The organism is Serratia sp. S4, assembly GCF_000347995.1.
GTDB lineage: Bacteria > Pseudomonadota > Gammaproteobacteria > Enterobacterales > Enterobacteriaceae > Serratia > Serratia quinivorans.
Genome location: NZ_KB661120.1, coordinates 2,543,681 through 2,567,909 on the forward strand (window position 1 = coordinate 2,543,681; position 24,229 = coordinate 2,567,909).

The 24,229-nt window shown below is 55.6% G+C and carries 24 protein-coding genes; 11 read left to right on the forward strand and 13 right to left on the reverse strand.

Going from position 1 to position 24,229, the window contains the following annotated elements:
* Nucleotides 1-101: 101 nt before the first annotated feature.
* Together SERS4_RS0112715 and SERS4_RS0112720 are read right to left on the reverse strand one after the other, a co-directional pair.
* A complete protein-coding gene (locus SERS4_RS0112715; protein WP_017892776.1) occupies nucleotides 102-434 on the reverse strand; it encodes a type II toxin-antitoxin system RelE/ParE family toxin in 333 nt (110 codons plus the stop codon).
* Between the two features lie 22 nt (nucleotides 435-456).
* On the reverse strand, nucleotides 457-690 hold the full coding sequence (locus SERS4_RS0112720) for a type II toxin-antitoxin system Phd/YefM family antitoxin (protein WP_012145071.1): 234 nt from the start codon (nucleotides 688-690) through the stop codon (nucleotides 457-459).
* 131 nt (nucleotides 691-821) lie between these two features.
* Here SERS4_RS0112720 and SERS4_RS0112725 point away from each other — a divergent pair, with 131 nt between their 5' ends.
* From SERS4_RS0112725 to SERS4_RS0112760, 8 genes are all read left to right on the forward strand, one after another.
* Nucleotides 822-1,685, forward strand: a complete 864-nt coding sequence (locus SERS4_RS0112725) for a GNAT family N-acetyltransferase (protein ID WP_017892777.1) — start codon at nucleotides 822-824, stop codon at nucleotides 1,683-1,685.
* Nucleotides 1,686-1,931: 246 nt separating this feature from the next.
* Nucleotides 1,932-2,804, forward strand: a complete 873-nt coding sequence (locus tag SERS4_RS0112730; RefSeq protein WP_012145073.1) for a MurR/RpiR family transcriptional regulator — start codon at nucleotides 1,932-1,934, stop codon at nucleotides 2,802-2,804.
* Nucleotides 2,805-2,822: 18 nt separating this feature from the next.
* A complete protein-coding gene (gene ddpX, locus SERS4_RS0112735) occupies nucleotides 2,823-3,386 on the forward strand; it encodes a D-alanyl-D-alanine dipeptidase (protein WP_017892778.1) in 564 nt (187 codons plus the stop codon).
* Nucleotides 3,387-3,421: 35 nt separating this feature from the next.
* Nucleotides 3,422-4,972, forward strand: a complete 1,551-nt coding sequence (locus SERS4_RS0112740) for an ABC transporter substrate-binding protein (protein WP_017892779.1) — start codon at nucleotides 3,422-3,424, stop codon at nucleotides 4,970-4,972.
* 48 nt (nucleotides 4,973-5,020) lie between these two features.
* Nucleotides 5,021-6,037: an ABC transporter permease gene (locus tag SERS4_RS0112745; protein WP_012145076.1), complete on the forward strand. Its 1,017-nt coding sequence runs from the start codon at nucleotides 5,021-5,023 to the stop codon at nucleotides 6,035-6,037.
* Between the two features lie 5 nt (nucleotides 6,038-6,042).
* The gene (gene ddpC / locus SERS4_RS0112750; RefSeq protein ID WP_017892780.1) at nucleotides 6,043-6,930 is read left to right on the forward strand and encodes a D,D-dipeptide ABC transporter permease; all 888 of its coding nucleotides are present in this window, start codon (nucleotides 6,043-6,045) and stop codon (nucleotides 6,928-6,930) included.
* Nucleotides 6,930-7,934, forward strand: a complete 1,005-nt coding sequence (locus SERS4_RS0112755; protein WP_017892781.1) for an ABC transporter ATP-binding protein — start codon at nucleotides 6,930-6,932, stop codon at nucleotides 7,932-7,934. Before ddpC ends, SERS4_RS0112755 begins: the two co-directional genes overlap by 1 nt.
* Nucleotides 7,924-8,871: an ABC transporter ATP-binding protein gene (locus SERS4_RS0112760; protein WP_017892782.1), complete on the forward strand. Its 948-nt coding sequence runs from the start codon at nucleotides 7,924-7,926 to the stop codon at nucleotides 8,869-8,871. The genes SERS4_RS0112755 and SERS4_RS0112760 overlap by 11 nt, the downstream gene beginning before the upstream one ends.
* A 12-nt stretch (nucleotides 8,872-8,883) precedes the next feature.
* On the opposite strand, the gene lpxA is transcribed toward SERS4_RS0112760, so the two are convergent.
* Complete coding sequence (gene lpxA, locus SERS4_RS0112765; RefSeq protein ID WP_017892783.1) at nucleotides 8,884-9,672, reverse strand: acyl-ACP--UDP-N-acetylglucosamine O-acyltransferase; 789 nt, start codon at nucleotides 9,670-9,672, stop codon at nucleotides 8,884-8,886.
* Nucleotides 9,673-9,966: 294 nt separating this feature from the next.
* Complete coding sequence (locus tag SERS4_RS0112770) at nucleotides 9,967-10,248, reverse strand: YjcB family protein (RefSeq protein ID WP_012145083.1); 282 nt, start codon at nucleotides 10,246-10,248, stop codon at nucleotides 9,967-9,969.
* 284 nt (nucleotides 10,249-10,532) lie between these two features.
* Here SERS4_RS0112770 and mrdA point away from each other — a divergent pair, with 284 nt between their 5' ends.
* Both mrdA and SERS4_RS0112780 read left to right on the forward strand, forming a co-directional pair.
* Nucleotides 10,533-12,458 carry a penicillin-binding protein 2 gene (gene mrdA / locus SERS4_RS0112775; RefSeq protein WP_012145084.1) on the forward strand — a complete coding sequence of 642 codons (1,926 nt, stop codon included), beginning with the start codon at nucleotides 10,533-10,535 and terminating at the stop codon, nucleotides 12,456-12,458.
* A gap of 102 nt (nucleotides 12,459-12,560) precedes the next feature.
* The gene (locus tag SERS4_RS0112780; protein ID WP_017892784.1) at nucleotides 12,561-14,279 is read left to right on the forward strand and encodes a penicillin-binding transpeptidase domain-containing protein; all 1,719 of its coding nucleotides are present in this window, start codon (nucleotides 12,561-12,563) and stop codon (nucleotides 14,277-14,279) included.
* Nucleotides 14,280-14,314: 35 nt separating this feature from the next.
* Here the strand turns inward: SERS4_RS0112780 and SERS4_RS0112785 are convergent, their stop codons facing one another.
* From SERS4_RS0112785 to SERS4_RS0112795, 3 genes are all read right to left on the reverse strand, one after another.
* Nucleotides 14,315-15,553 (reverse strand): hypothetical protein, encoded by a 1,239-nt coding sequence (locus SERS4_RS0112785; protein ID WP_017892785.1) that lies wholly within the window; start codon nucleotides 15,551-15,553, stop codon nucleotides 14,315-14,317.
* A 441-nt stretch (nucleotides 15,554-15,994) separates the two neighbouring features.
* Nucleotides 15,995-16,207, reverse strand: a complete 213-nt coding sequence (gene osmB, locus SERS4_RS0112790) for an osmotically-inducible lipoprotein OsmB (protein WP_017892786.1) — start codon at nucleotides 16,205-16,207, stop codon at nucleotides 15,995-15,997.
* Between the two features lie 446 nt (nucleotides 16,208-16,653).
* Nucleotides 16,654-16,947: a hypothetical protein gene (locus SERS4_RS0112795; RefSeq protein ID WP_017892787.1), complete on the reverse strand. Its 294-nt coding sequence runs from the start codon at nucleotides 16,945-16,947 to the stop codon at nucleotides 16,654-16,656.
* Nucleotides 16,948-17,494: 547 nt separating this feature from the next.
* On the opposite strand from SERS4_RS0112795, the gene SERS4_RS26320 reads away from it, so the two are divergent.
* A complete protein-coding gene (locus tag SERS4_RS26320; RefSeq protein ID WP_017892788.1) occupies nucleotides 17,495-17,629 on the forward strand; it encodes an AcrZ family multidrug efflux pump-associated protein in 135 nt (44 codons plus the stop codon).
* A gap of 37 nt (nucleotides 17,630-17,666) precedes the next feature.
* Here SERS4_RS26320 and SERS4_RS0112805 read toward each other — a convergent pair whose 3' ends face one another.
* From SERS4_RS0112805 to SERS4_RS0112830, 6 genes are all read right to left on the reverse strand, one after another.
* Nucleotides 17,667-18,428: an amino acid ABC transporter ATP-binding protein gene (locus SERS4_RS0112805; RefSeq protein WP_017892789.1), complete on the reverse strand. Its 762-nt coding sequence runs from the start codon at nucleotides 18,426-18,428 to the stop codon at nucleotides 17,667-17,669.
* Nucleotides 18,425-19,342, reverse strand: a complete 918-nt coding sequence (locus tag SERS4_RS0112810; protein WP_017892790.1) for an amino acid ABC transporter permease — start codon at nucleotides 19,340-19,342, stop codon at nucleotides 18,425-18,427. The genes SERS4_RS0112805 and SERS4_RS0112810 overlap by 4 nt, the downstream gene beginning before the upstream one ends.
* Nucleotides 19,339-20,253, reverse strand: coding sequence for an ABC transporter substrate-binding protein (locus tag SERS4_RS0112815; protein WP_017892791.1), 915 nt, complete (start codon nucleotides 20,251-20,253; stop codon nucleotides 19,339-19,341). The genes SERS4_RS0112810 and SERS4_RS0112815 overlap by 4 nt, the downstream gene beginning before the upstream one ends.
* A gap of 16 nt (nucleotides 20,254-20,269) precedes the next feature.
* Nucleotides 20,270-21,607, reverse strand: coding sequence for an LLM class flavin-dependent oxidoreductase (locus SERS4_RS0112820; RefSeq protein ID WP_017892792.1), 1,338 nt, complete (start codon nucleotides 21,605-21,607; stop codon nucleotides 20,270-20,272).
* Between the two features lie 17 nt (nucleotides 21,608-21,624).
* Complete coding sequence (locus tag SERS4_RS0112825; protein ID WP_017892793.1) at nucleotides 21,625-22,944, reverse strand: MmgE/PrpD family protein; 1,320 nt, start codon at nucleotides 22,942-22,944, stop codon at nucleotides 21,625-21,627.
* Between the two features lie 264 nt (nucleotides 22,945-23,208).
* Nucleotides 23,209-24,072 (reverse strand): alpha/beta hydrolase, encoded by an 864-nt coding sequence (locus tag SERS4_RS0112830; RefSeq protein WP_017892794.1) that lies wholly within the window; start codon nucleotides 24,070-24,072, stop codon nucleotides 23,209-23,211.
* Nucleotides 24,073-24,229 lie beyond the last annotated feature (157 nt).

A 24,229-nucleotide genomic window follows, 5' to 3' on the forward strand; every position in this document is an offset into this window, starting at 1 on the left:
AACGGGTTATCGGCGGGGGCGCAAGTTTTGGCCAACGCGGGTGACAGGGAACCTTTGCTTTTGCGCGGCAAAATGAGGAAGCATCAGGGAGCCCTGCGGGCTTAGGGCGCTATCAGTCGATTAAATAATATTTGCTGAATATCCTGCTTTTGTGCAAGAAAAGCGTGCACGGTAATGAGTGAATCTTCGAGCGAATAGATGACGCGATAACCATTTACCGTATTACATTCACGGTATTTATCGCAGCCAAGCTTTAAAAGTTCAGGGCATATCTGACAACCGGTTGAGAACTGACTTACCCTTGCTTCAAACGCGGTGATGATCTCGCCCACGACAGGCATCGGAGGGACATTATTGGCTTTAAGATGACGGATAATCTCGACCAGGGTGCTTTTTGCCGTTGCGGTATACTCAATATCAAGCTGTTCCTTCATGCGACATCTCCTTTTTACCGCATTAGTTATCTATATCAGCCAGTAACTGGTCGCGGGTATAAACTTTCCCTTCTTTTTTGTCTTTTTCAGACAGCGTTAGCAATTTAAGCAAGGCAATAGCGTCATCCCGTTGCTTGCGCTCTTCATAAGACTCGATCACATAAGCCGGTGTGCCATTTTGCGTAACCAAAATAGGTTCAGACAAATCGAGCGCGGCGGCGTGTTTCTTTACATAGCTAATGGTTTCAACTTTCATACTGCTCTCCTCGCTGAACGAATGTGTCAAATTTAGTCCATATTAAGACCATAAGCAATGTGCCAGACACAACCGAATTTGCTACTTTGTGACAGGGCGATTTTCGCCGCTAAATGAATCAGGAGGTAAAGGTGCCCCAGGAAAAACCGAGCATTATTCTGCGCCCAATGATCGACACGGATCTTCCGGCCGCGTTCGAACTGTCGCAACAGATACAGTGGCCCCACCGGCTGGAGGATTGGCAGCAGTCGTGGTCGTTGGGTGCCGGTGTGATAGCCGAGGCCGAAGGGCAGGTGGTGGGGTGTGCGCTACGCTGGCTGTGGGGTGAACAGCGTGCCACGCTGGGGTTGGTGATTGTTGCCGAGCAGCACCGCGGGCAAGGTATCGCCAGGGCAATGATGCAGCAGTTGATGGCGCCATTGAGCACTTATCAGCTGCAATTGGTGGCAAGCGATCAGGGCAAGCCGCTGTATCAGCAATTGGGGTTTGTCGAACAAGGCCCCCTGGCGCAGCATCAATGCCGGGAGTTGCCGCTACGCGATGCCGCACCTTTGCCAAACGGATTAAGTCTTCGTCCGGCTTTGCCTGCGGATATTGCCTTACTGAGTGAGTTGGATTTACTTGCCAGTGGCATGCAGCGTCAACCGCTGTTGGTAGAGTTATTGGCAGGTGCCGGGCAGGCGCTGGTGCTGGAGCGGCGGGGGATTGCCGTCGGTTTTGCCCTGCGGCGTCGTTTTGGTTATGGCAGCATGATCGGCCCGGTGGTGGCGCCTGAACTTGCCGACGCGGTTATCCTGATTGATGCCTTATGCCAACCCTGCAGCGGCCAGTTCGTGCGGGTAGATACGCCGCTGGCCACCGGTCTTGGCGAATGGCTGAATCAGCGCGGCCTGCCTTGCGTGGATACGCCCACCATCATGGTTCGTGGTAAACCTCATAGACCGGATTGCCATCTTGCACAGACTTTTGCACTGGTTTCGCAAGCCTGGTCATAAAATTGAAATTAAGGGTTCACGGCGGTGCATTGCCAGATGCATTGCCCAATTGTTGTGCAATAGTTATCAACTGATGACTATGTTGTAATCGCAGGCGCTACCGCTCCTGCAGCGCCATACGCCGCCACGCGATAATTTTCCCCCAGCAGTTCGCCATTGGCACGGGCCATGCATTGTCATCATCAGTCTTTGTTACCTGAGTAACAGAGGGTGGCGTAATGACAACTCAACAACAGCGGGCGAACTATGGCTGAGCATCCAGATGTGATCGCACAAATAGAAGCGTCATTTGCGGTACAGACCCCGACCGGGAAACGTATCGCCGGATATCTGCTGGCCAACTTGGCGCAGGTGCCGTTTGAAACGGCAGACAGCATCGCCCGCAGCACCGCCACCAGCGGTATCTCGGTTGGCCGCTACCTGCGTAGTCTGGGTTACCGCAATCTTGACGATTTGAAACGCACGCTGCGTGAACAGGGGACGGCGCTGTATCAGCCCTGGGGCGTGACCGACCGCCTGGGCGCTTATCGCCAACGTCGCGAACAGCCACAGCCGCAAAAACTGCGCCAGTCGTTAACGCTGGAACTGGAGGCTGTCGAGCATGTTTACCAATTGGCCGGCGGTGATGCCTTTGCCCAGGTCAGCCGACAGTTGGCGCAGGCGGAAGCGGTGTTCGTGGTCGGTATTCAATCCACGCGCGGCATCGCCAACGCCTTCTACAGCCATCTGGAATATCTGCGGCCCAAAGTCTATTACGCCGACGGACTGTCCGGCACTTACGTGGAATCACTCAATTCGGAATTCAGCGCACCTTATCTGGTGCTGACCGACACCCGCGCCTATTCCACTATCGCCCAAAAATATTGTCAGGCTGCCTGCGCACGTGGGCTGCGGCTGGCGCTGATCACCGATATTTACTGTCCGTGGGCAAGGGATTACCCGATTGATCTGCTGCAGGTGAAAACCGACACCGGCCAGTTTTGGGACTCATTGGCACCGCTGAGCTGTCTGTTCAATCTGCTGTTGTCTTCGGTGCTGGAACAGGGCGGCGCGGCGGTGGAACAACGGCTGGCCAATAACCGCAGCCTGCAAAAAGAGCTGGGGCAATTTGAATCTTAACCGCTATGGGAAAACGTAATGAGTGACAATGTAACTTTAATCGATCTGGCTGAGGCCTTTCCCGGGCTGCCGATCGACTTGAAATACGCCAGCGCCGACAACCTGACCGGCCGGGCGATTTATCTTGAGAGCCGCTGCCTGCTGCATCCCGACGCGGTGCAGGGACTAGGGCGCTGTTTGCTGGCGGCGCGGTTGGCCGGTTTTTCCCTGCTGGTGTTCGACGCTTATCGGCCACAGCAGGCGCAGGCATTGTTGTGGCAGGCGTGTCCGGATCCGCAATATGTCACCAGCACGCTAACCGGTTCACACCACAGCCGGGGCGTGGCGATCGACGTGACGCTGCTGGATGCCGCCGGTGTGGCGCTGGACATGGGCACCGCTTTTGATGAGATGAGCGAAAGATCCCACCCGTTTTACCCTGATTTCCCTCCGGAGGTGCAGCGCAACCGGCTGCTGCTGAATGCGGTGATGGCCGCCGGAGGTTTTCGCGCTATCGCCAGCGAATGGTGGCATTTTGAGCTGCCCAACGCGGGCGAGTATCCGCTTTTGGCCGATCGCTTCGGCTGTTTTTCTTACGATTAAAACAACACACATTCAACGCATCAGGAGCTTTGTTTATGAATCAGATCAAATACGCCGCTCTGGCGGCTGCAGTGACGTTGGGCATGGCGGTAATGGGTCAGGCGCAGGCCGCTGTACCCAAAGACATGCTGGTGATTGGCAAGGCGGCCGACCCGCAAACGCTGGATCCGGCGGTGACCATAGATAACAACGACTGGACGGTGACCTATCCGGCCTACCAACGACTGGTGCAGTACAAAACCGAGGGCGGCAAAGGCTCGACTCAGGTGGAAGGCGAACTGGCAGAAAGCTGGACGGCTTCTGACGATCAGCTGGTGTGGACCTTTAAACTTAAACCCGGCAACAAGTTTGATGATGGTTCGGACGTTAATGCCGAGGCGGTGAAGTGGTCGTTCGAACGCCTGATGAAAATTGGTCAGGGGCCTTCCGAAGCTTTCCCGAAAGACTTGCAGGTGACGGCGGTGGATCCGCTAACCGTGCGGTTCACCCTGAAAACCCCGTTTGCACCGTTCCTGTACACCCTGGCCAACGACGGGGCCGGTATTGTTAACCCGGCCATCGCCAAGGCCAATCCGGCGGACGAAGGTAAAGCCTGGCTGGCGAACCACAGCGCCGGTTCCGGCCCGTACAAATTGGATCGTTGGCAAAAAGGCCAGCAGCTGGTGCTGGTGCCGAATCCGCATTACAGCGGCGCGAAACCGGCCTTTAAGCGGGTAACGGTGAAAATCATCGGCGAAAGCGCCACCCGTCGTTTGCAACTGACCCGTGGTGACCTGGATATTGCCGAATCCTTGCCGATCGACCAGCTTACGGCGTTGAAGAGCGAAAACAAGGTGGCGGTCAATGAGTATCCGTCGCTGCGGGTGACCTACTTATATCTCAACAACGGCAAAGCACCGCTGAATCAGGTTGATCTGCGCCGCGCCATTTCTTACGCGGTAGATTACCAGGGCATGGTGAAGGGCATTCTCGGCGGTAACGGCAAACAGATGCGTGGCCCGATCCCGGAAGGCATGTGGGGATACGACGCCACCGCGCAGCAATATAGCCAGAATGCGGACAAGGCCAAAGCAGCACTGGCGGCGGTGAAGGACAAACCGGCTTCGCTCAATTTCCTGTATTCGGTAAGCGACCCCAACTGGGAGGCGATAGCGCTGTCGGTACAGGCCAGCCTGGCGACGGTGGGCATCAACGTCAAGCTGGAGAAACTGGCCAACGCCACCATGCGTGACCGTATTGGCCAGGGTAACTACGACATCGCCATCGGCAACTGGAGCCCGGACTTCGCCGACCCCTACATGTTCATGAACTACTGGTTCGAATCCGACAAGAAAGGACTACCGGGCAACCGTTCGTTCTACAGCGATCCGCAGGTGGACGCGCTGCTGAAGAAAGCGGTATCGGTGTCCGATCAGCAGGTGCGTACTGCCGATTACCAGGCGGCGCAGAAAATCGTCATCGACCAGGCGGCCTATGTTTATCTGTTCCAGAAAAACTATCAGGTGGCGATGAACAAAGAGGTGAAGGGCTTTGTATATAACCCGATGCTGGAGCAGGTGTTCAACGTTGGGCAGATGAGCAAGTAATCTTCTTCGGGTAGCCGTTTGGCTGCCCCTGCACCATGGGAAATCGCTATGAACGTTTGGAGCCTTATCCGTCAGCGTTGCTGGGGGTTGGTGCTGGTGATGTTCGGGGTGTGCGTTATCACCTTTACCATTTCTCACCTGATCCCCGGCGATCCGGCGCGGCTGCTGGCCGGTGACCGCGCCAGCGAAGAAATTGTCCAGCATATTCGCCAGCAGCTGGGGTTGGATCAGCCGTTATATGTGCAATTTGGCCGCTATGTGCTGGATCTGTTGCATGGCGATCTGGGAACTTCCATTCGCACCGGGCGACCGGTACTGGAAGATCTGCGAGCCTTCTTTCCCGCCACGCTGGAGCTGGCTTTTTGCGCCTTGTTACTGGCAATAGCGCTGGGTGTGCCGCTCGGCGTGGTATCGGCGGTTTATCGCAATAAATGGCCCGATCATCTGGTGCGGTTACTGTCGGTGACCGGTATCTCCACTCCGGCATTCTGGCTGGGGCTGGGCGTCATTATCCTTTTTTACGGCCAACTCAATCTGTTACCCGGTGGCGGCAGGCTGGACGACTGGCTGGATCCACCAACCCATATCACCGGCTTCTACCTGCTCGATTCCCTGCTGACCGGCAATGGCGAAGCCTTCTGGAACAGCCTGCAGCACCTGATTTTGCCGGCGCTGACCCTGGCCTTTGTTCACCTCGGGGTGGTGGCGCGGCAAATTCGATCGGCGATGCTGGAACAGTTGGGAGAAGATTACATCCGCACTGCGCGCGCCAACGGCCTTTCGCATTGGCGAGTGGTGCTCGGGCATGCGCTGCCCAACGCCCTGATCCCGTCGGTGACGGTGTTGGGGCTGGCGCTGGGGGATTTACTGTATGGCGCGGTACTGACCGAAACGGTATTCGCCTGGCCGGGCATGGGTGCCTATGTGGTGGACTCCATTCAGGCACTGGACTTCCCGGCAGTAATGGGGTTTGCCGTGGTGGTGTCCTTCGCCTACGTGATGGTGAATTTGATCGTCGATCTGCTTTATCTGTGGATCGACCCGCGAATGGGGCGCGAGGGATAATGACAATGACTCAAATCGAACAACCGCCGGCGGCGCAACCGGCCTTGCGTTTTGCCAGCCTGCGCCGTGCCTGGTACCGCGTGCGGCGTAGCCCGCTGACGTTGCTGGGTGCCGCTATCATGGTTGCCGTACTGTTCCTGATGCTGTTCTCGCCGTGGCTGGTACCGCACAACCCGGATGCGATTGATCTTACCGCACGCCTGCTGCCGCCTTCGGCAGAACACTGGTTCGGTACTGATGAAGTAGGCCGCGATCTGTTCAGCCGGGTACTGGTCGGCAGCCGTCAGTCGGTGGCCGCCGGGCTGGCGGTGGTGGTGCTGGCGGGGGGCATTGGCTCGCTGCTTGGCTGCTTCTCCGGCGTGATGGGCGGCACGGTGGATGCGCTGATTATGCGTTGCATGGATATTATGCTGTCGGTGCCCTCGCTGGTGCTGACCATGGCGCTGGCGGCGGCGCTCGGCCCCAGCCTGTTCAATGCCATGTTGGCTATCGCGGTGGTGCGCATTCCGTTTTATGTGCGGCTGGCCCGTGGCCAAACCTTAACGCTACGCCATCAGGCGTATATGCAGGCAGCACGTACCTTTGGTGCCTCGCGTTGGCACCTGATCGGTTGGCATGTACTGCGTAACGTCATGCCGCCGTTGGTGGTGCAGGCGTCGCTGGATATTGGCACGGCGATCCTGATGGCGGCCACGCTGGGCTTTATCGGTCTGGGTGCCCAACAGCCGACCGCCGAGTGGGGAGCGATGGTGGCCAACGGGCGCAACTATGTGCTCGACCAGTGGTGGTATTCGGCCTTTCCCGGTACGGCGATCCTGATCACCGCCACCGGCTTTAACCTGTTCGGCGACGGTCTGCGCGACCTGCTGGATCCTAAAACCCGGGGGCGCTGATGAGTGAAGTTACCGTTTTATCTATCGAAGAGCTGCAACTGGAATTCCCGGTCTACGGCGGCAGCGTCAAGGCACTTAACCGCGTTTCGCTGCAGGTTAAGGCCGGCGAAATTGTCGGCGTGGTGGGTGAGTCCGGTTCCGGCAAGTCGGTGACGGCGATGATGACCCTGCGGCTGCTGGCGGAGGACGGCTACAGTGTGACCGGCGGAGCGCTGCAGATGCTGGGCACCGACGTCCTCAATGCCAGTGAGCGGCAAATGCGTCAACTGCGCGGCGCGCGGGTATCGATGATTTTCCAGGAACCGATGAGCGCACTGAATCCAACGCGCAAGATTGGTCGCCAGATGTGTGAAGTGATCCGCCTGCATCAGCGGCTCTCGGCTCGGGCAGCGCGTGACAAGGCGATCCAACTGTTGCAGGAGATGCAAATTGCCGATGCGGAACGCGTGATGGAACGTTATCCGTTCGAGCTGTCCGGCGGTATGCGCCAGCGGGTGTTGATTGCCATGGCGTTTTCCTGCGAGCCGGAACTGATTATCGCCGACGAGCCAACCACCGCGCTGGACGTTACGGTGCAGCGCCAGGTGCTGAGGTTGTTGCAACAAAAAGCGCGTGCCAGCGGCACGGCGGTGCTGTTTATCACCCATGATATGGCGGTGGTATCGCAGCTTTGCGACCGGGTGTATGTGATGTATGCCGGGCACGTGATTGAAAGTGGTACTACAGAGCGGGTGATCGAACACCCAAGCCACCCGTATTCCATTGGGCTGTTACTGGCGGCACCGGAACGCGCCGAGCCGCGCAGCCTGCTGCAGGCCATTCCCGGCACGGTGCCTAATCTCAGTGCGCTGCCGCCGGGCTGCGCCTTCAGCAACCGTTGCAGCCACGCCGACGGCCAGTGCCGACAAACACCGCCGCTAATGCCCTTAGCCGCAGAACCGGCCCAGCGGGTGGCCTGCTGGCATCCGCAGTCTATTGATTTGGAGGTGCGAATTGAACCTTGAAGCGCTGCTGGAACTGCGCGACGTGCGGCTACGCTTTCCCGCCAGTTATAACTGGCGTGGCAAGCCGCGTGAGTATGTCCACGCGCTCAACGGGTTGGATCTCAACATCATGCGCGGGGAAACCCTGGGTATCGTTGGCGAATCCGGCTGCGGCAAGAGTACGCTGGCGCAGTTGCTGATGGGATTGTTGAAACCGAGTAGCGGTGAGTTGCTGCGGGCGCGCAACGATGGATCCTGGTTTGGCAGCGGTATGCAGATGGTGTTTCAGGATCCGCAGTCGTCACTCGATCCCCGCCTGCCGGTGTGGCGCATTATTACTGAACCGGTGTACGTGCAGCGACATACCAGCGTGGCGCAGCGGCGGGTACAGGCGGCGGAACTGGCGCAACAGGTCGGCCTGCGGCCGGAGGCGATTGACCGCTTGCCACACGAGTTTTCCGGCGGGCAGCGTCAGCGTATCTCCATTGCTCGCGCGCTATCTTCGCAACCGGATATCATTGTGTTGGATGAACCGACCTCGGCGCTGGATATCTCGGTGCAGGCGCAGATCCTCAATTTATTGGTGGAATTGCAGCGCCAACGCAATCTGACCTATGTGCTGATTTCGCATAACGTCTCGGTGATTCAGCACATGAGTGACCGTGTCGCCGTGATGTATCTGGGGCAAATTGTGGAACTGGGCCCGACCGCGCAGGTACTGCGCCAGCCGCAGCATCCCTATACCCGGTTGCTGCTGGATTCGGTGCCTCGAGCAGGGCGCTCATTGACTGACAGCGCGATTGAAGACCGCAAGGGCGAACTGCCGGGCAACCGCCAGTTGCCGCAGGGGTGTTTCTTCCGCGAACGTTGCCCTTATGCCGGAGAAGGCTGCCAACTGCCGCAAAACTTGCGGGTCAATCTGGGGGGAACCGCGGTACGTTGCCATAAGGTGGCATAGCGGCCAGGTTGCTCAGCGGATAATGCCGCGCGTCGAGCGGGTAAAGAAATCCTTGAACAGGCTCAGTAGCGGGTATTCCACGCTGAGGTGAGTCACTTCCTGCCGAACCTCCTCCAGCGGCATCGCCCGGTGGTAGAGCATGTCATACAGCGAGTGAATCACCCGTTGCTGTTGCGGATCGACGGCCAGAAAAGCCGGTGCCGCCAGATGCAGACCATCAGGCTTGGCGCGATGACCGCCAGCCTGCACAAAGGGAGGCAGGTCTTGCACGGCCAGAGCGCCGTCGGCTAATCGCGCATGGGCGCCGATAAGGCAAAATTGATGTATCGCGCAGCGAGCACCGACCCAGGCAGCATCGCCCAGCTCAACATGACCGGCCAAACCGCTGTGATCGCCAAGGTAAGCGCCGTCACCGATGATGCAGTCATGGGCAACATGCACATTGTCGCGCAGGTCGTTGTCATGACCGATGACGGTGCGTCTGCTGCCTTGTACCGTGCCACGATGCAGGGTGGCGTATTTGCCGATTCTGTTGCGATCGCCGATGGTTAACGAAGTCGCCTCATCGGCATATTTCAAATCCTGGCCGGCTTCGCCGATCGAGGAAAACTGGCCGAAAACGTTGTCGCGGCCGATGCGCGTCAGGCCATTAATCACCGTATGCGAGGCGATAGTGGTGCCTTCACCTATCTCAACGCCGGCAGAAATGACGCAAAAAGGTCCGATGCGCACGCGCGCACCGATCATCGCGCCGGGCTCGATCAGGCTGCTGTCTGCAATACGAGCAGAGGGAGAAATCATGACGCTTCCTGATGGCGGCGCGTGGCTATCCATCAGCCAGGCCAGTCATCGGTTAGGTATTAAGCCGGATTCTGGATTAATTAAGGGGGAACAGGAAAGGTGGGCAGGAAGTTTGCCTTCCCGTCAGTGTGACAAGGTTGTCTGGGGTCAGCATAAGCCGGTATGCGTTTCAGACGGCTACTTTATATTTTATTTATTTTATGAACCTTTGGGTAATAACGGGATGTTACCAACGACGCTCAAACGCAATAAAGACGACAGGCAAAACGCGTCACGCCTTGCCTGTCTTCTGGCTCAGGGCAGTGGCCAGTCGGTGGGGGTGTTGCTGACGACTTCGACATACATATCCCAGGCGTGTGACCAGAACTGCGTAAAGCCTTCCTGGCTGAAACTGATGCCCATCAGGCCCATGACGAACCAGCAGGTGGTGAACAGTCCCAGGCTGCTGAACATAAATGCCATGCCGTTGCGGCTGGTCTTGCGGCAAACGACGTTTAGCTGGCTGGACATAAACATCATAACGGCGCTCAGTAACTCCCAGCGCATCATGATAAAACCTGTGGCAATGGCACTCATCGAACATGGTCCTTGGAAAAAGCCGCAGTCGGCGGGGGGCCGTGCGGGCAAAAATGAATTAGTGTGATCTGCGTCACATTGTAGCATCGGCATAAATCGCGGCTCAATCCCTGAGCGGCAGAAAAATCGGCATTTGGTAACATTCCAACATGTTGAAACATTTATGCCATTTCATTAGCAACCTTTTAATGGGGAGCCTTTCTCAATAACGCTATGCTTGCCGACTTTTCACGATCCTGATTTATCTTGGGAAATTGTGACGTCTGACAGGTAACTCGCCACGCATGGCCCTATTAAAAGATAAAATTCGTGACCATTCCGCAGAGGAAATGCTGTTTATTCGCCGTGCCGGCGTGGCAATGGTGCTGGTCGTCGCCTGTTTTGGCGTGCTGGTCGCCAACCTGTATCGATTACAGGTCAAACAACATGGGTTCTACCAAACTCGCTCCAATCAGAACGACATTAAAATGGTGCCGATTGCCCCGAGTCGTGGGCTGATCTTCGACCGCAATGGCACCCCGCTGGTGCGTAACATCACGCTGTACCAAATCCAGATCATTCCCAGCAAAATCGAAAACATGACCGCGTTGCTGCAAGAGCTGACGCCGATTGTCGATCTGACCCCGGAAGATATCACCGCCTTTCGCGATGATATGCACCATAACGGTCGCTACAAGCCGGTGACGCTGAAAAGCGGGCTGACCGAGACCGAGGTGGCGCGCTTTGCGGTCAATCAGTACCGCTTTGATGGGGTAACCATCGATACCTACCAGCAACGGGAATATCCGTACGGTGCCGAGTTGGCTCATGTGGTGGGCTACGTATCGAAAATCAATGATAGTGACTTGAAGCGGCTGGATAAAGCCGGTCTGAGTGAGAACTATGCCGCCGACCACAATATCGGCAAGCAGGGCATTGAGGCTTATTATGAGTCTGAACTGCACGGCACCACCGGCTATCAGGAAGTGGAGGTGGATAACCACGGCCGGGTGATACGCCTGCTGAAAGAACAACCGCCACAGGCGGGCAAAAACATTTACCTGACGCTCGATCTGCCGCTGCAGCAATATATCGAATCGGTGCTGAAAGGGCAGCGTGCGGCAGTAGTGGTTGAGGATCCGCGTGACGGCGGTATTCTGGCGATGGTTTCCAGCCCCAGCTACGATCCCAACCCTTTCGTGAAGGGCATCAGTTATTCCGCCTATAAATCTCTCTTGGCCAACCCCGACCTGCCGCTGATAAACCGCGTAACTCAGGGGCTGTACCCACCGGCATCCACAGTGAAACCCTACATGGCGACCTCTGCACTGTTCGCCGGGGTGATCACCCCCAATACCACCTTCTTTGGCGCCCCGACCTGGACGTTGCCGGGTACCCAACGCCGTTATCGCGACTGGCTTAAAACCGGTCATGGGATGCTGAACGTGACCAAGGCGATTGAAGAGTCCGCCGATACCTTCTTCTATCAGGTGGCCTATGAAATGGGCATTGACCGCATTCATAGCTGGCTGAGCAAATTTGGTTACGGCCAGGCTACCGGAATTGACCTTAACGAAGAATATCGCGGTGTCTTGCCAAGCCGCGAATGGAAGCAGCGGGTGCATAAAAAAACCTGGTACCAGGGGGACACTATCTCGGTGGGCATCGGCCAGGGTTATTGGGTCGCCACGCCAATCCAGATGGTGAAGGCACTCACCACGCTTATCAATAACGGCAAGGTGAAGACGCCTCATCTGTTGTATTCCATGCGTCAGGGGCGCCAGGTGAACCTCTATCAACCGCCGAAGCAGGCCGCGCAGATTGGCGATGCCAAATCGCCGTATTGGGGCATTGTGCGCAACGGCATGTATGGCATGGCCAACCTGCCAAACGGGACCGGCTACAAGCTGTTCCACACCGCGCCGTACCAAATTGCCGCCAAGTCCGGGACTTCGCAGGTGTTTGGGCTGAAAGAGAATCAGACCTATAACGCCAAAATGATCCCGGTGCGGCTGCGTGACCATATTTTCTATACGCTGTTTGCCCCCTATAAAAATCCACGGGTGGCGATGGCGCTGATTCTGGAAAACGGCGGTGGTGACGGTGTGGTGGCAGGGCCGACGGCGCGGGCGATCCTCGACCATATATTTGACCCGGCCAACGCCCCGCAGCCTGAACAAGGGCAAGAAGTTAAACCGGAGTTAAACGACAGCGCGGATGTGCAACAGTAAACGCGTTTGTTTTTACTTTCTTACAAACTGCAATCTTCTAAAGATTTTCGTCAGGTTAGACTGAAATCATTACATAACCTTAATAAAAACGCAGGGTTAACAGTGGCGCCATTAATAAAAAAAAGCGGTAAAAATTATTCAACCCTTCGCTTTGGCTGGATTTGCGCCGGGATACTGGTTTGCTTTTTCCTGCTGGCGTTTCGAGTGGGCTATTTACAACTGTTGGAGCATCAACAACTGACTGACCAGGCGGATCAGCGTTCGATCCGCACCCAGGTGTTGCCGACCAACCGGGGGATGATCACCGATCGCAATGGAGAAGCGCTGGCCGTGAGCGTGTCTTCACGCGATATCGTGCTGGATCCCAAACATATTCTCGATAGCCATACCGACCTCACCAATGAACGTTGGCAGAGCCTGGCCAACGTGCTGAAAATGCCTCTGACCGAGGTGCAAAAGCAGATCCAGACCAACGCCCATAAGCGTTTTGTCTATCTGGCCCGTAAGGTTGAAGATGATAATGCCAGCTATATCAGTAAGCTGCATTTGACCGGCGTCAGCACCGAGCAGGACTTCAGCCGCTTTTATCCGATGAGCCAGGATGCCGCCGGGCTGATCGGTATTGTCGGACAGGATAATCAGGGGCTGGAAGGCATCGAGCTGGGCTTTAACCACCTGCTGCAAGGCAAGAACGGATTGCGCGTATACCAGAAGGATGGCAGCGGGGCGGTGATTGGCGTGATCAAGAACGTCGATCCTGTGCCGCCGCCGAACGTCACGCTGAGCATCGACAAATTTATCCAGTACGTGCTGTATGCGCAGATCCGCGACGGCGTGGTCGCCAACCAGGCAGACTCCGGTTGCGCCGTGCTGGTGAAGGTGAACACCGGCGAGGTGCTGGGCATGGCCAGCTACCCGTCATTTAACCCAAACAACTATGCGGATACGCCGTCAAAAGACATTCGCAACGTATGCAGCAGCGACAGTTTCGAGCCAGGCTCCACGGTAAAACCCGTGGTGGTGATGGTTGGGCTGGAGCACCACTTAATCAGGCCGGATACCGTGCTGGATACCACGCCTTACCGGGTCAATGGTCATTTAATCAAGGACGTGGGCCACTGGTCGAAACTGACCATTACCGGGGTACTGCAAAAATCCAGTGACATCGCCGTTTCACATATCGCGCTGGCACTGCCTGCCACCGTGTTGCCGGCCGTTTACAAAAGCTTTGGCCTGGGGCTGCCGACTGACCTGGGGATTGGTAACGAGAGCAGCGGCTACCTGCCGCAACACCGTGAGCGCTGGGCGGATATCGAACGGGCGACCTTCTCCTTCGGCTATGGCCTGCGGGTAACGCCGCTACAGATGGCGCGTGAATATGCGACCATCGGTTCCTACGGCGTTTATCGTCCATTGTCGATAACCAAAGTCACGCCACCGGTAATGGGGCAGCGCATCCTGCCGGAGGATACGGTAAAAACCGTGGTGCATATGATGGAAAGCGATGCTTTACCGGGCGGCAGCGGGCTCAGCGCCGCAGTGCCGGGGTATCGGTTGGCGATTAAAACCGGTACCGCAGAGAAGATGGGGCCTAATGGCAAATACGACGGCGGTTACATCAACTACACCGCCGGTGTCGCCCCGGCCAGCGATCCGCAGGTAGCGCTGGTGGTAATGGTTAACAACCCGAAAGCCGGCAAACACTTCGGTGGTTCGGTAGCCGGCCCGGTGTTTGGCAAAATCATGGCTCAGGTGCTGGAACATATGAATATCCTGCCCGATGCCCAACCGTTGAATGTGGTGTCTCAGGTTAAGGGCTAACACCATCTTTCCCCCTCGATGGAGGGGGAAAAGGATCAGAAGTAATAGCCAATGTTCAGGTTAGTGCGGAAATACCATTTATTGCTGCCGGAAGACTGAGTACTGGTCCAGCCGGTGGCGTTTTCGGCTCCGCCCCAGGGATTGGCGTTTTGCGCCCAGGTCAGATCAACCCACACCATCACCGGCAGGGCAAAGATCTGCACCCCAAGGGTATTCATTTTAGAATCAGAACCGCCGTCCTTATCCTTCCACAGCACGCTGTAGTCGTTATAAAAACGCAGTTTTTTCACTGGCCCCCAGGGCACCTCGACATCACGCGCCAGGTTGATTGACGCCGTGGTGGCCTGCGCCGGAATTAAATAGGCCGGCGTCAGGCCGTTACCGCCCATTAAGATTACCGAGTTGTTGGCTCCCTCAGGTCCCTTGGCGTCATAAGAATAACGGATTACTTGTGACGACAGATGCCACGGATCGTAGTTCGCCAAAGCATGCAGACCTGTCGCCCAGTAGGTGCCATTATCCCCGGTGTCATGATTATAGAGCCGGGAAACCGCCAGCGAAGCGCCGAGTTCGTTGTTCCAGTCACCCTGATGGAATTCACGCGCCAGGCGCAGGTTCACCTGGTCGCGCTTCTCGTTAGCTTGCAAATGTTGCGAACCGTAGTTGGTATTTTTCAGATCGTCGAAATTGCCCACTTCCGGTGCATAGCGCACGCCTGCCGGCATCATGCGGGGGAAATAGGCGGCATCCAGCGCCCAGCCATGGTCATGGAATTGGTATTTGGCGCCCAGCCCGTTATTGACCCCGAAACCGAGATAAAACGGGATGCCGTAGGACCAGCCGAACTGGGGATAAGGCTGCAAACCAAAGGGTTTGAAAGGTGCGCCTAGCTGCAGGTCAGAATTCCCGCTCAGGTGATAGCCGACATAGGCACGGTCGATGGCGTATTTTCGGCGATCCTGAAACCAAAAGCCGGAATCAAAGAAGGCGTCATTATAATTGCCACTGGCATCGATGCGAAAGGTATCAAAACGCAAGTGGGGTGGGTTGCGGTAATTACTGCTGCCCCAGTCTTCATAACGATAGTTGGCGCGTAATGCACCACCGATATCAATGTTTTTATTATTTTCCTCATTTTGCCAATGCAGATGCGGGAATGCCGGACTACTCTTTTTTGCCTCAGGTTTCGTGGCAGGCTTCTCACTGACGGGGGTGAGAGTGTTAGCGTAACTCATTGGTGAAAATAGTAAAAATGCGATAAAGGCTTTGCGCATGACTTTCCCCTGATGAAAGCTGACGTTTTAAAAAACGAGCCTATTCCGCCATAAAATAATGGAATTTCTCGCTGGGTTTTATATATGAGACAAGTTTTAGTTAAGTGTTTATTATTTTAAGTTTGGTAAAGTTTCAAATGCGAAACTTTGTTTCAAATTTTATTTGAAAACTATAATCCTGAGATTGTGTAAGTCAAGAAATAAAAATGTCCGAGTAAGAACAGCTGCAACATCCGTCGTGGCGTCGTTGAAAAGAGAGAGTGAGTGGCGGTAGTGCCAGTGTTTCTATTATAAGTGGGTTTTATTTTATTGGGATGAAATGATGTGGGGAGTATTAAGTTTTTAGCTCAGATGAAAAAGTAATAGAATGGTGTGAATTTCAGATCGATTATTTTAAATAGATAATAACCGATCTGAAACTGATATTTTTTGCTGCTGGGATCAGCGACTGGTCTGGTGACCGATGATGCCGCCCAACGCTGCGCCGCCCAAGGTCCCCAGCGTGCTACCGTCGGTCAATACTGCGCCACCCAATGCACCGACGCCGGCACCGATCGCGGTGTTGCGATCGCGGTGAGACATATTCCCACATGCAGTTACGGAAAGGGTTGCCATAACAACAACCATCACACCTGCGGCACGTTTAAAGTTCATAAGAGTTTCCTGGTAAATTGCCTAATTAACCGACAAAGAAAGCACAGGTTAATCGGCCGGTAAAAGTTGAGATGAATGTATTCCTGCGCAGGAAATTAGAATAGGTAAATATTCTTAATTTTGAGAGGCCAGATTTTATCTCGTTGCAGTCATACGCTGGGTTGTTGATTAAATCACCAGTTTGTACGACGACTGGACCGCTCATCGTTCGGAACCGTGAAAAATCCGAAGGGCCATCCGCACATTATGGTTTCCGGTCAGGGGACATTGGGTGAGGTGCTGGTGCAAAGCAGCAAGATGTTGCGGATGGGCACCGCGGTGCAACATGTATCCAACACATTTACACATGACTGATAAACATGGATGTGAATATAAAACATAATCGTGTTACTTATACGTAGGGTATTTCATCTGGTTAGACTGGAGATGAAATACCATACCGGTTTCTAAAGTGAAGTTAAAAACCAAATAAGCCCCATAACTGCCAGCCAAAATAAACCGCTGATTATAAATACGCCATGCCAGGCATAATTTTCCATCCATTGAATGGCCGTTTTTTTCATTTTTACCGGTGACGCCGATGTCCGATGATTGACGGCCATGGAGGCCAGTTTGGTGATTATCCCTGGCTTAGGCTTTTGCTGGCGATTGTGGCGGCTAACGACTTGTATTCTATTAATATTTGCGAACGGGATTTTTATCGCTGAAGCTCCTAAACGTTTCTTTTCTTTTAATTTCATTAGTCTCTCCCTGAAACAAAAATTTAACAATATGACGTTTTACATCTGAATTTAATAATGCTTGTAGAGGTAGCTATAAGCCACATCTATTATTTTTGCATAATCTGGATAGCATCAACTACTTCATTCTTGCTGTTGATTCCTTATAATTGCTTTTTGTGGAAATTAAAAATAGGTATTCCCATCAAAAACAATTGGATGGAGATAGAATGCCCGCCTGTTAAATAAAATTAAATTTTGAATTAATACAATGCTAATCGTATTTATTGAGGTGCTGACGGATAACGCTGAGGATTGAGTTAACCCAAGCTGCCGGGCATACCCTTGTTCGCTGCTTGAAGATGCCCCTACGGAAAGGCACGTGTTCTGGCCTCCGGGAGAGAGCATTTTTTTGTATTGCGGTAATGCAACTGTGTCAGTTACATTAGCCAAATGGTGGTGTGATCTGTATCACAGATTGGAACCAACCAAAAAAATAACCTCAAGATAAATAAGGGGAAACCTCGGGTTCGGAAGAGGGTTCTCTGTTTAAAACCAGGAAACGACGATGTTAGAAATGATTGAGAGTTTGGCAACCGTGGTGATCCTGGTGCCGGTAATGATAGCCGTACTGCTTGGCTCGATTTATGGTCTGGGTGAGCTGTGTAATCTTTTCTCTGCCATTGGCCGAAAAAAAGACTGAATTTAATGATCGGGGGCGCAATGCCCCCGATGCAGTTTTAGAGTACCGTTGCCAGGAAGTCCCGCGTTCTTTGGTGCTGTGGTGCATCCAGCACCTGTTGTGCCGTCCCCGTTTCCACCACTTTCCCCTGATCCATAAAGATGATTTGATCCGCCACTTCGCGCGCAAAGCCGATTTCGTGCGTCACAACCACCATGGTGATGCCGGAATGCGTCAGGCCTTTCATCACCTGCAGCACTTCACCCACCAACTCGGGATCGAGCGCAGAGGTTGGCTCATCGAATAACAGTACCTCCGGGTTCATCGCCAGCGCGCGGGCAATCGCTACCCGCTGTTGCTGACCGCCAGAAAGCTCGCGTGGCCAGGCGTGAATGCGATGTTCCAGCCCGACGCGGGTCAGCAATGCTTTTGCGCGCTCCAGCACCACGGTTTTCTTTTCCTTTTTAACCAGGAGCGGGGCTTCCGTCACGTTTTCCAGCACCGTGCGGTGGGGGAACAGGTTGAACTGCTGGAACACCATGCCGATGCTTTTACGCTGTTCGGCGACTTCACGCTCCTTCAGTTCATACAGGTGATTGCCTTTCTGGCGATAGCCGATGAGCTGTTCGCCTACGCGAATGGTGCCGCCATCGAGTTTCTCCAGGTGGTTGATGCAGCGCAGCAAGGTCGATTTACCCGAGCCGGAAGGGCCAAGGATCACCGTGACCGAGCCGGCCGGGATCTGCAGGCTGATATTCTTCAACACTTCGGTGCCGGAGAAGGACTTGCGAACCTGATTAATGTGAATGGCAGCGCTCATGATTCAGCTCCCTGTGGCTGGCTAACCGGCACCTTGCGGCGGCGAAACAGCCAGTTGCTGCGGCTGGCCTGGCTACCTCGACCAAAGTAGCGTTCAACGTAGTGCTGGCCGATCGACAAAATTGAGGTCATCACCAGGTACCACAGCGTGGCCACCAGCAGCAGCGGAATGACTTCGTAGGTGCGCTGGTAGATGATCTGCGCCGAATACAGCACGTCCTGCAGGGCAATCACCGACACCACCGCGGTGGTTTTAAGCTGCCCGATCACCTCATTACCGGCCGGTGGCAAAATAGTGCGCATCGCCTGCGGCAAAACCACCCGCCACAGAATTTGCCCACGACGATAGCCCAGGGCCTTGGCGGCTTCCAACTGACCGCTGCCGACGCTTTGGATACCGGCGCGCACAATCTCTGCCGCGTAAGCCGATTGATGCATTACCAGGGCGATCACCGCCGCGCTGAAGGTGCTGATAATGGTATTGGTCGGCGCGCTGGCAACTTCCCCAAGGAATGGGATCCACAGGCTGATGCGCGGATAGAGCGCGGCGATGTTGTACCACAGGAAAAGCTGCACCAGCATCGGTACCGCGCGAAAGAACCAGGTATAGAACCAGCTCACCGCCACCAGCACCGGATTAGCAGACAGGCGCATCAATGCCAGCAGCACGCCGCCGGCGAAGCCGAAGATCACTGAAATCACCGTCAGCTTCAGCGTCATGATCACGCCGTTGATAATCGACTCTTCGGTGAAGTTTTCCGCCACCACGGCCCATTCGAAACGCGGGTTATGCAGCATCGAATGGGCGATAATGCCAACGATCAGCAGCACCAGCAGTGCGCTGAACCAGCGGCCGTAATGCCGATGACCGACAATGCGCAGCTCGGCATCGTCGGTAGGGTATTGCCCACTCATTTTGCGATCTCTTCGTTGATACCGGCTGTTTTCACCGCGCCAAAACCGATATCCCATCCGTCGAGGATTTTCTGATAGCTGCCATCGGCAATCAGCGAGTTCAGCGCCGCCTGTACCGGTTTCACCAGCTCAGAGCCTTTCGGCAAGGCGATGGCCACCGTAGTGCCTTCAATGTTGATATCACCGGCCAGCGCCAGCGGTTTAACGTGAGTCGCCTGGTAACGCAAGCCTTCATAAGGGCCGAAGAACATCGGCACCCGGCCGCTGATCACCGCCTGAACCCCGGCCGGGCGGTCTGGGAAAATCGGAATGGTAATGGCCGGTTTGCCGCCGCTGACGCATTGTTCGCTGGCCTGCTGCAAACGGGTAATTTGCGAAGTGCCTGCACCCGCACCGACGGTCTGGCCACAAAGCTGCGCCAGATCGGTATATGGCCCCAGTGCCGCATCTTTACGGGCAATCAGTGCCAGTTTGGAGGCGTTGTAATAGCCGACAAAATCAACCTGCTGGAAGCGTTTTTTGTTGGCATCGATATTGGCCAGCGCCACGTCATAGCGGCCGGATTTCAGGCCGGGAATGATATTGTCGAAACCGCCGGTATCTTTCCAGTGAATGGCCACGCCCAGACGATCGGCAATCGCGCTCATCACATCAATTTCACGTCCGGCCAGCGTTTTGTTATCCGCTTCATAGAAGGTGGTGGGTGGGGTATTCGGGTTGGTGCCCGCCACAATGTAACCGGCCTTTTTGATGGCTTCAGGCAGGCTGTCGTGCAGCGCCGGATCGGCGCTGGCTTTCACGGCGGCACGGAAGGGCACATCGCCTTCGGCGGCGAAACCGCTGGCCAACGGTGCCAGTGCAGCGGAGGCCAGCAGCAGGGACAGAGCGGTGCGTTTAATGGTGATTTTCATGATGTTTCCCTGCGAATTAAGCCGATTTAACGTTGGCGAAGTTGATTGCCGGTTGCGGCAGGCCCAGGTTTTCACGCAGGGTTGAGTATTGATACTCCTCGCGGAACAGACCACGGCGGCGCAGCTCCGGGATCACCAGTTCGACGAACAGTTCCAATTGGTTCGGCAGTACCGCAGGCATAATGTTAAAGCCGTCGGCGCCTTGCTGTTCCAGCCACAGCTGGAAGTCATCGGCGATCTCTTCGGCGGTGCCCACCACCACGCGATGCCCGCGAGAACCGGCGGCCACGGCAGCCAATTCTCGCAGCGTCAGGTTTTCACGCGCTGCCAGATCGGTCAGCAGTTTCACCCGGCTTTGGCCGCCTTCGGTCGCGCCAACGTCAGGCACCGGGCCGTCAAGCGGCAAGCCGCTCAAATCGAAGCCAAAACGGGCAGAAAGTTGTTCGATGCCGTTATCGATATCCACCAACTGATTGAGTTGATACCAGGTTTCCTGCGCCTCGGCTTTGGTACGGCCGATGATCGGCATCACGCCCGGCAGGATCAGCAAGTGATCCGGGTTGCGACCGGCATCGGCGACAAATTTCTTCTGGCTGCGGTAGAAAGCCAGGCCTTCTTCCAGCGTGGCGGCGGCGGTAAACACCACCTCGGCGGTTTCTGCCGCCAACTGCTGCCCGGCCGGTGAGGAGCCGGCTTCGATTATCACCGGGCGACCCTGCGGAGAGCGTGAAATATTCAGCGGCCCCTGTACCGAGAAATGTTTGCCTTTGTGATTGGCGGCATGAATTTTCTCGTCAATGGCGTACACACCGTTTTCTTTGTCACGCACGATGGCATCTTCTTCCCAGCCGTCCCACAGCTTGTAGCTGGCCTCCAGGAACTCGCGTGCCACTTCATAACGCTCGGCGTGTGAGGGCAGATCGTCACGGCTGAAGTTGCGAGCGGCATCGCTGGAGAATGAGGTCACCACGTTCCAGGCGGCACGACCGTGGCTGATATGGTCGATGGAGGCCATGGCGCGTGCCAGATGGAAGGGTTGATCGAAGGTGGTGGAGGCGGTAGCCGCCAGCCCGATATGACGGGTATTCACCGCCAGCGCAGCCAACAGTGTCAGCGGCTCCAGGCGCGACATCGTAGAGGGCAAACGGTGTACGCTGGTTGCCAGCGCATCGCCGACGAAGAACATGTCAAAGGTGCCTTCTTCGGCCTTTTGAGCGATCCAGGTGAACCAGTCAATGTCCGTAGGAGACCCACTGGCACCGGCGGCACGCCAGCCGCCGACGTGGTGGCCCAGCGCCTGAACAAACAGGCCGAGACGTAATTGACGCGATGGTGTTGAAGGTGAAGTACTCATAATTATTCCTATATTTATTATTGATTTAATAATTTGATTAAACGTAGCAGCGCCTCGGGATGCGCTAATGCGCAGTCGCCGATCACGCGGTCACTGTCCAGATGCGGCAACAGTTGCAGAATGCTGCGCAGCTTGGCGTTGACGTCGGTTTGGCGGGCGGCAGTTTGCTTTCTTGTGACAATGTCACTTAACTGGCGGCCGTCATGCAGGGTTAAGGTCACGCAGTGGAAGCGTAACTCTGCATCCAGTTCATCCGGTGGAGCCGTCAGGTCGGCGTGGCGCTCAACCCGTGCCGCCAGTGCAGCAATCAGCGGATCAACCGGGTTTTCGCCGTAGTGCATCAGCGGCACGCTACCGCTGTACAGCGCATCGGCGATGACATACTCCAGGCTGAAACGTGCTTCGACCCCGTTTGACGGGCGACGAATATAGGGTGCGGTATCGGCGCCAGGCGGAAAGCTGACCTGAATGTGGCGGATTGCCGCAGGGATATCGGCGGCGGTAATGCCTTGTTCGAGCAGGCGCTCACGCAGGATGAATGCCGCTTCGGCGGCGCTGTGGGTACCGCCGCAGGTCGGGTAGCGTTTAAACTCCAGGCCCGGTTGCAGAATGCGCCAGGGTGCGCCCCAGTCGGCGGTCAGCAGTTCCGGCCGCTGCCGTCCGTCACCGTGCGAGCGCAACAGGCTGTCTATCACGCCCTCCGACTGACCGATAAAACCCGCCTGAGCCAGCAGCACCGCATTTACCGCCGCGCGTGCCGCCAGTCCCGCATGCAACGGTTTGGCGGCCGAACCAAACTGGCTGCGCAACCCGGCGGCCTGGGTGGCGGCCAGCCCGAGTGCGATCTGGGTTTGTTGTGGTGTCAGTTGTAAATAGCGCGCCGCAGCCGCACTGGCCGCCACCGCTCCCAGGGTCGCAGTACTGTGAAAACCCAACTGATAATGCTGGGTTCCCGCAGCCAGTCCCAGTCGCCCGGCGGCTTCTACGCCGACGGCATAGGCGTTCAGCAGCGTATTAACGTCGGGTTTATCGTCGGTCAGCGCCAACAGCGCAGACAGCACCACCGTGGTTGGGTGACCGCGTAGCGCGGGGTGATAATCATCAAAATCCAGCGAGTGGCTGACATAGCCAAAATACAGCGCGCGGTTCTCTGGCCCGACAGCTGGGAATACCGTTTTCACCGCCGCCAGCCCGCTGTCGGTGATTGCGCCCTGGGCAATAGGCAATGCGCAGGCGAAATAATCCATCACCCCAACACGGGCGGCCAACAGGGCGGAGGCTTCGGGCCGGCTATCCAGCACCAGTCGGGCAAATTGAGCGGTTATGAGCGATGACAAGATATAAAACCTGATTTTTTATGCGGTTATGCATGGGGCTGCAATTCAGACTTCATTGTGTGGCGATTTTGCGGGGGCCGAAAGAACGAACGGGACTTTCATATTTCCAAATGGAATATTGAAAGGAACAGGTAACCCAGAGAGACCAAAGAATTACGAAGTTGCCTTCGCCTTAGTCAATTTTGTGCATAGCAAAGGCACAATTGATCTTAATAAAATGACCTTGGCAGAATAGCCGGGCACTATTCTGCCGTTTGGGCGGCGTTACATAATCATCGCCATGACGCGTTTGAACATGGCACTGTCAGAATTAGCCAACTCGTTCACCAGGGTGAAATGGTTGCAGTGTCGGTCTTCCAGCAGCGTGACATTAAGCCCTTTTTCGCGGCAGGCGGCATAGTAGGCCAACGTCTGGTTTTTAAAGCCCTGGGTTTCTTTGGCTCCTACGTCGAGCAGGATCTGCGGCGCATTGGCCTTTTCCGGCAGCATAAACAGCGGGCTGAGCGTTGCCGCCTGTTCAGACGTCAGACGCATCCAGTCATTCACGTAGATATCGCACAGCGGGCGAATATCGTACAAGCCACTGAGCGCCAGCGCCCCTTTAATCACATTGACCGGTACCTGATAAAGATGCTGCCAGTCATCGGCGATCAGCATGCCGCTCAGGTGACCACCGGCTGAACTGCCACTGACAAAAATACGCTCGGGATCGATGCCATATTGGCCGGCATGGTGGTAAAGCCAGGCTATCGCGCTGCGCACCTCACGAACGATTTCCGCCAGTGTGGCTTCCGGCTGCAGGGTATATTCCAGCGTGGCCACCGCTACGCCGTGGCGGGTGAAGCTGGCGGCCATCGAACAGGCTTCTTCCTTGCGTTGGGAGTGCCAATATCCACCGTGAATAAAGACCAACAGTGGCGCAGGTTGGTTGGCGGCCGGGAACAGATCCAGACGTTCGGCAATGCCCATGCCGTAGTGGATGTCATAAATCCCCGGCGTTTGCGCCTTGGCCTGGCTGGCCAACGCCGCATATTGCGTCATACAGGCGTCAAAATCCTCTACCGAGTTGCGGGCATTGTATTGCACCGCGCGTACTGACAAATCATCAAACAGCAGGTCGATTTTCATTTTGTCTCCTTGAGTAGTTCCTCATCATCTGCCTGAAGCGGATTAAAAGTTTGCTGCTTAATGCTGGTCGATATCAGCCATAACATGGCGCTGGGTGCACTAATAAACTGCATCTGCTGCGTCTTCCGCCAGGTTATTGGCTGGCATAGGCTACTGA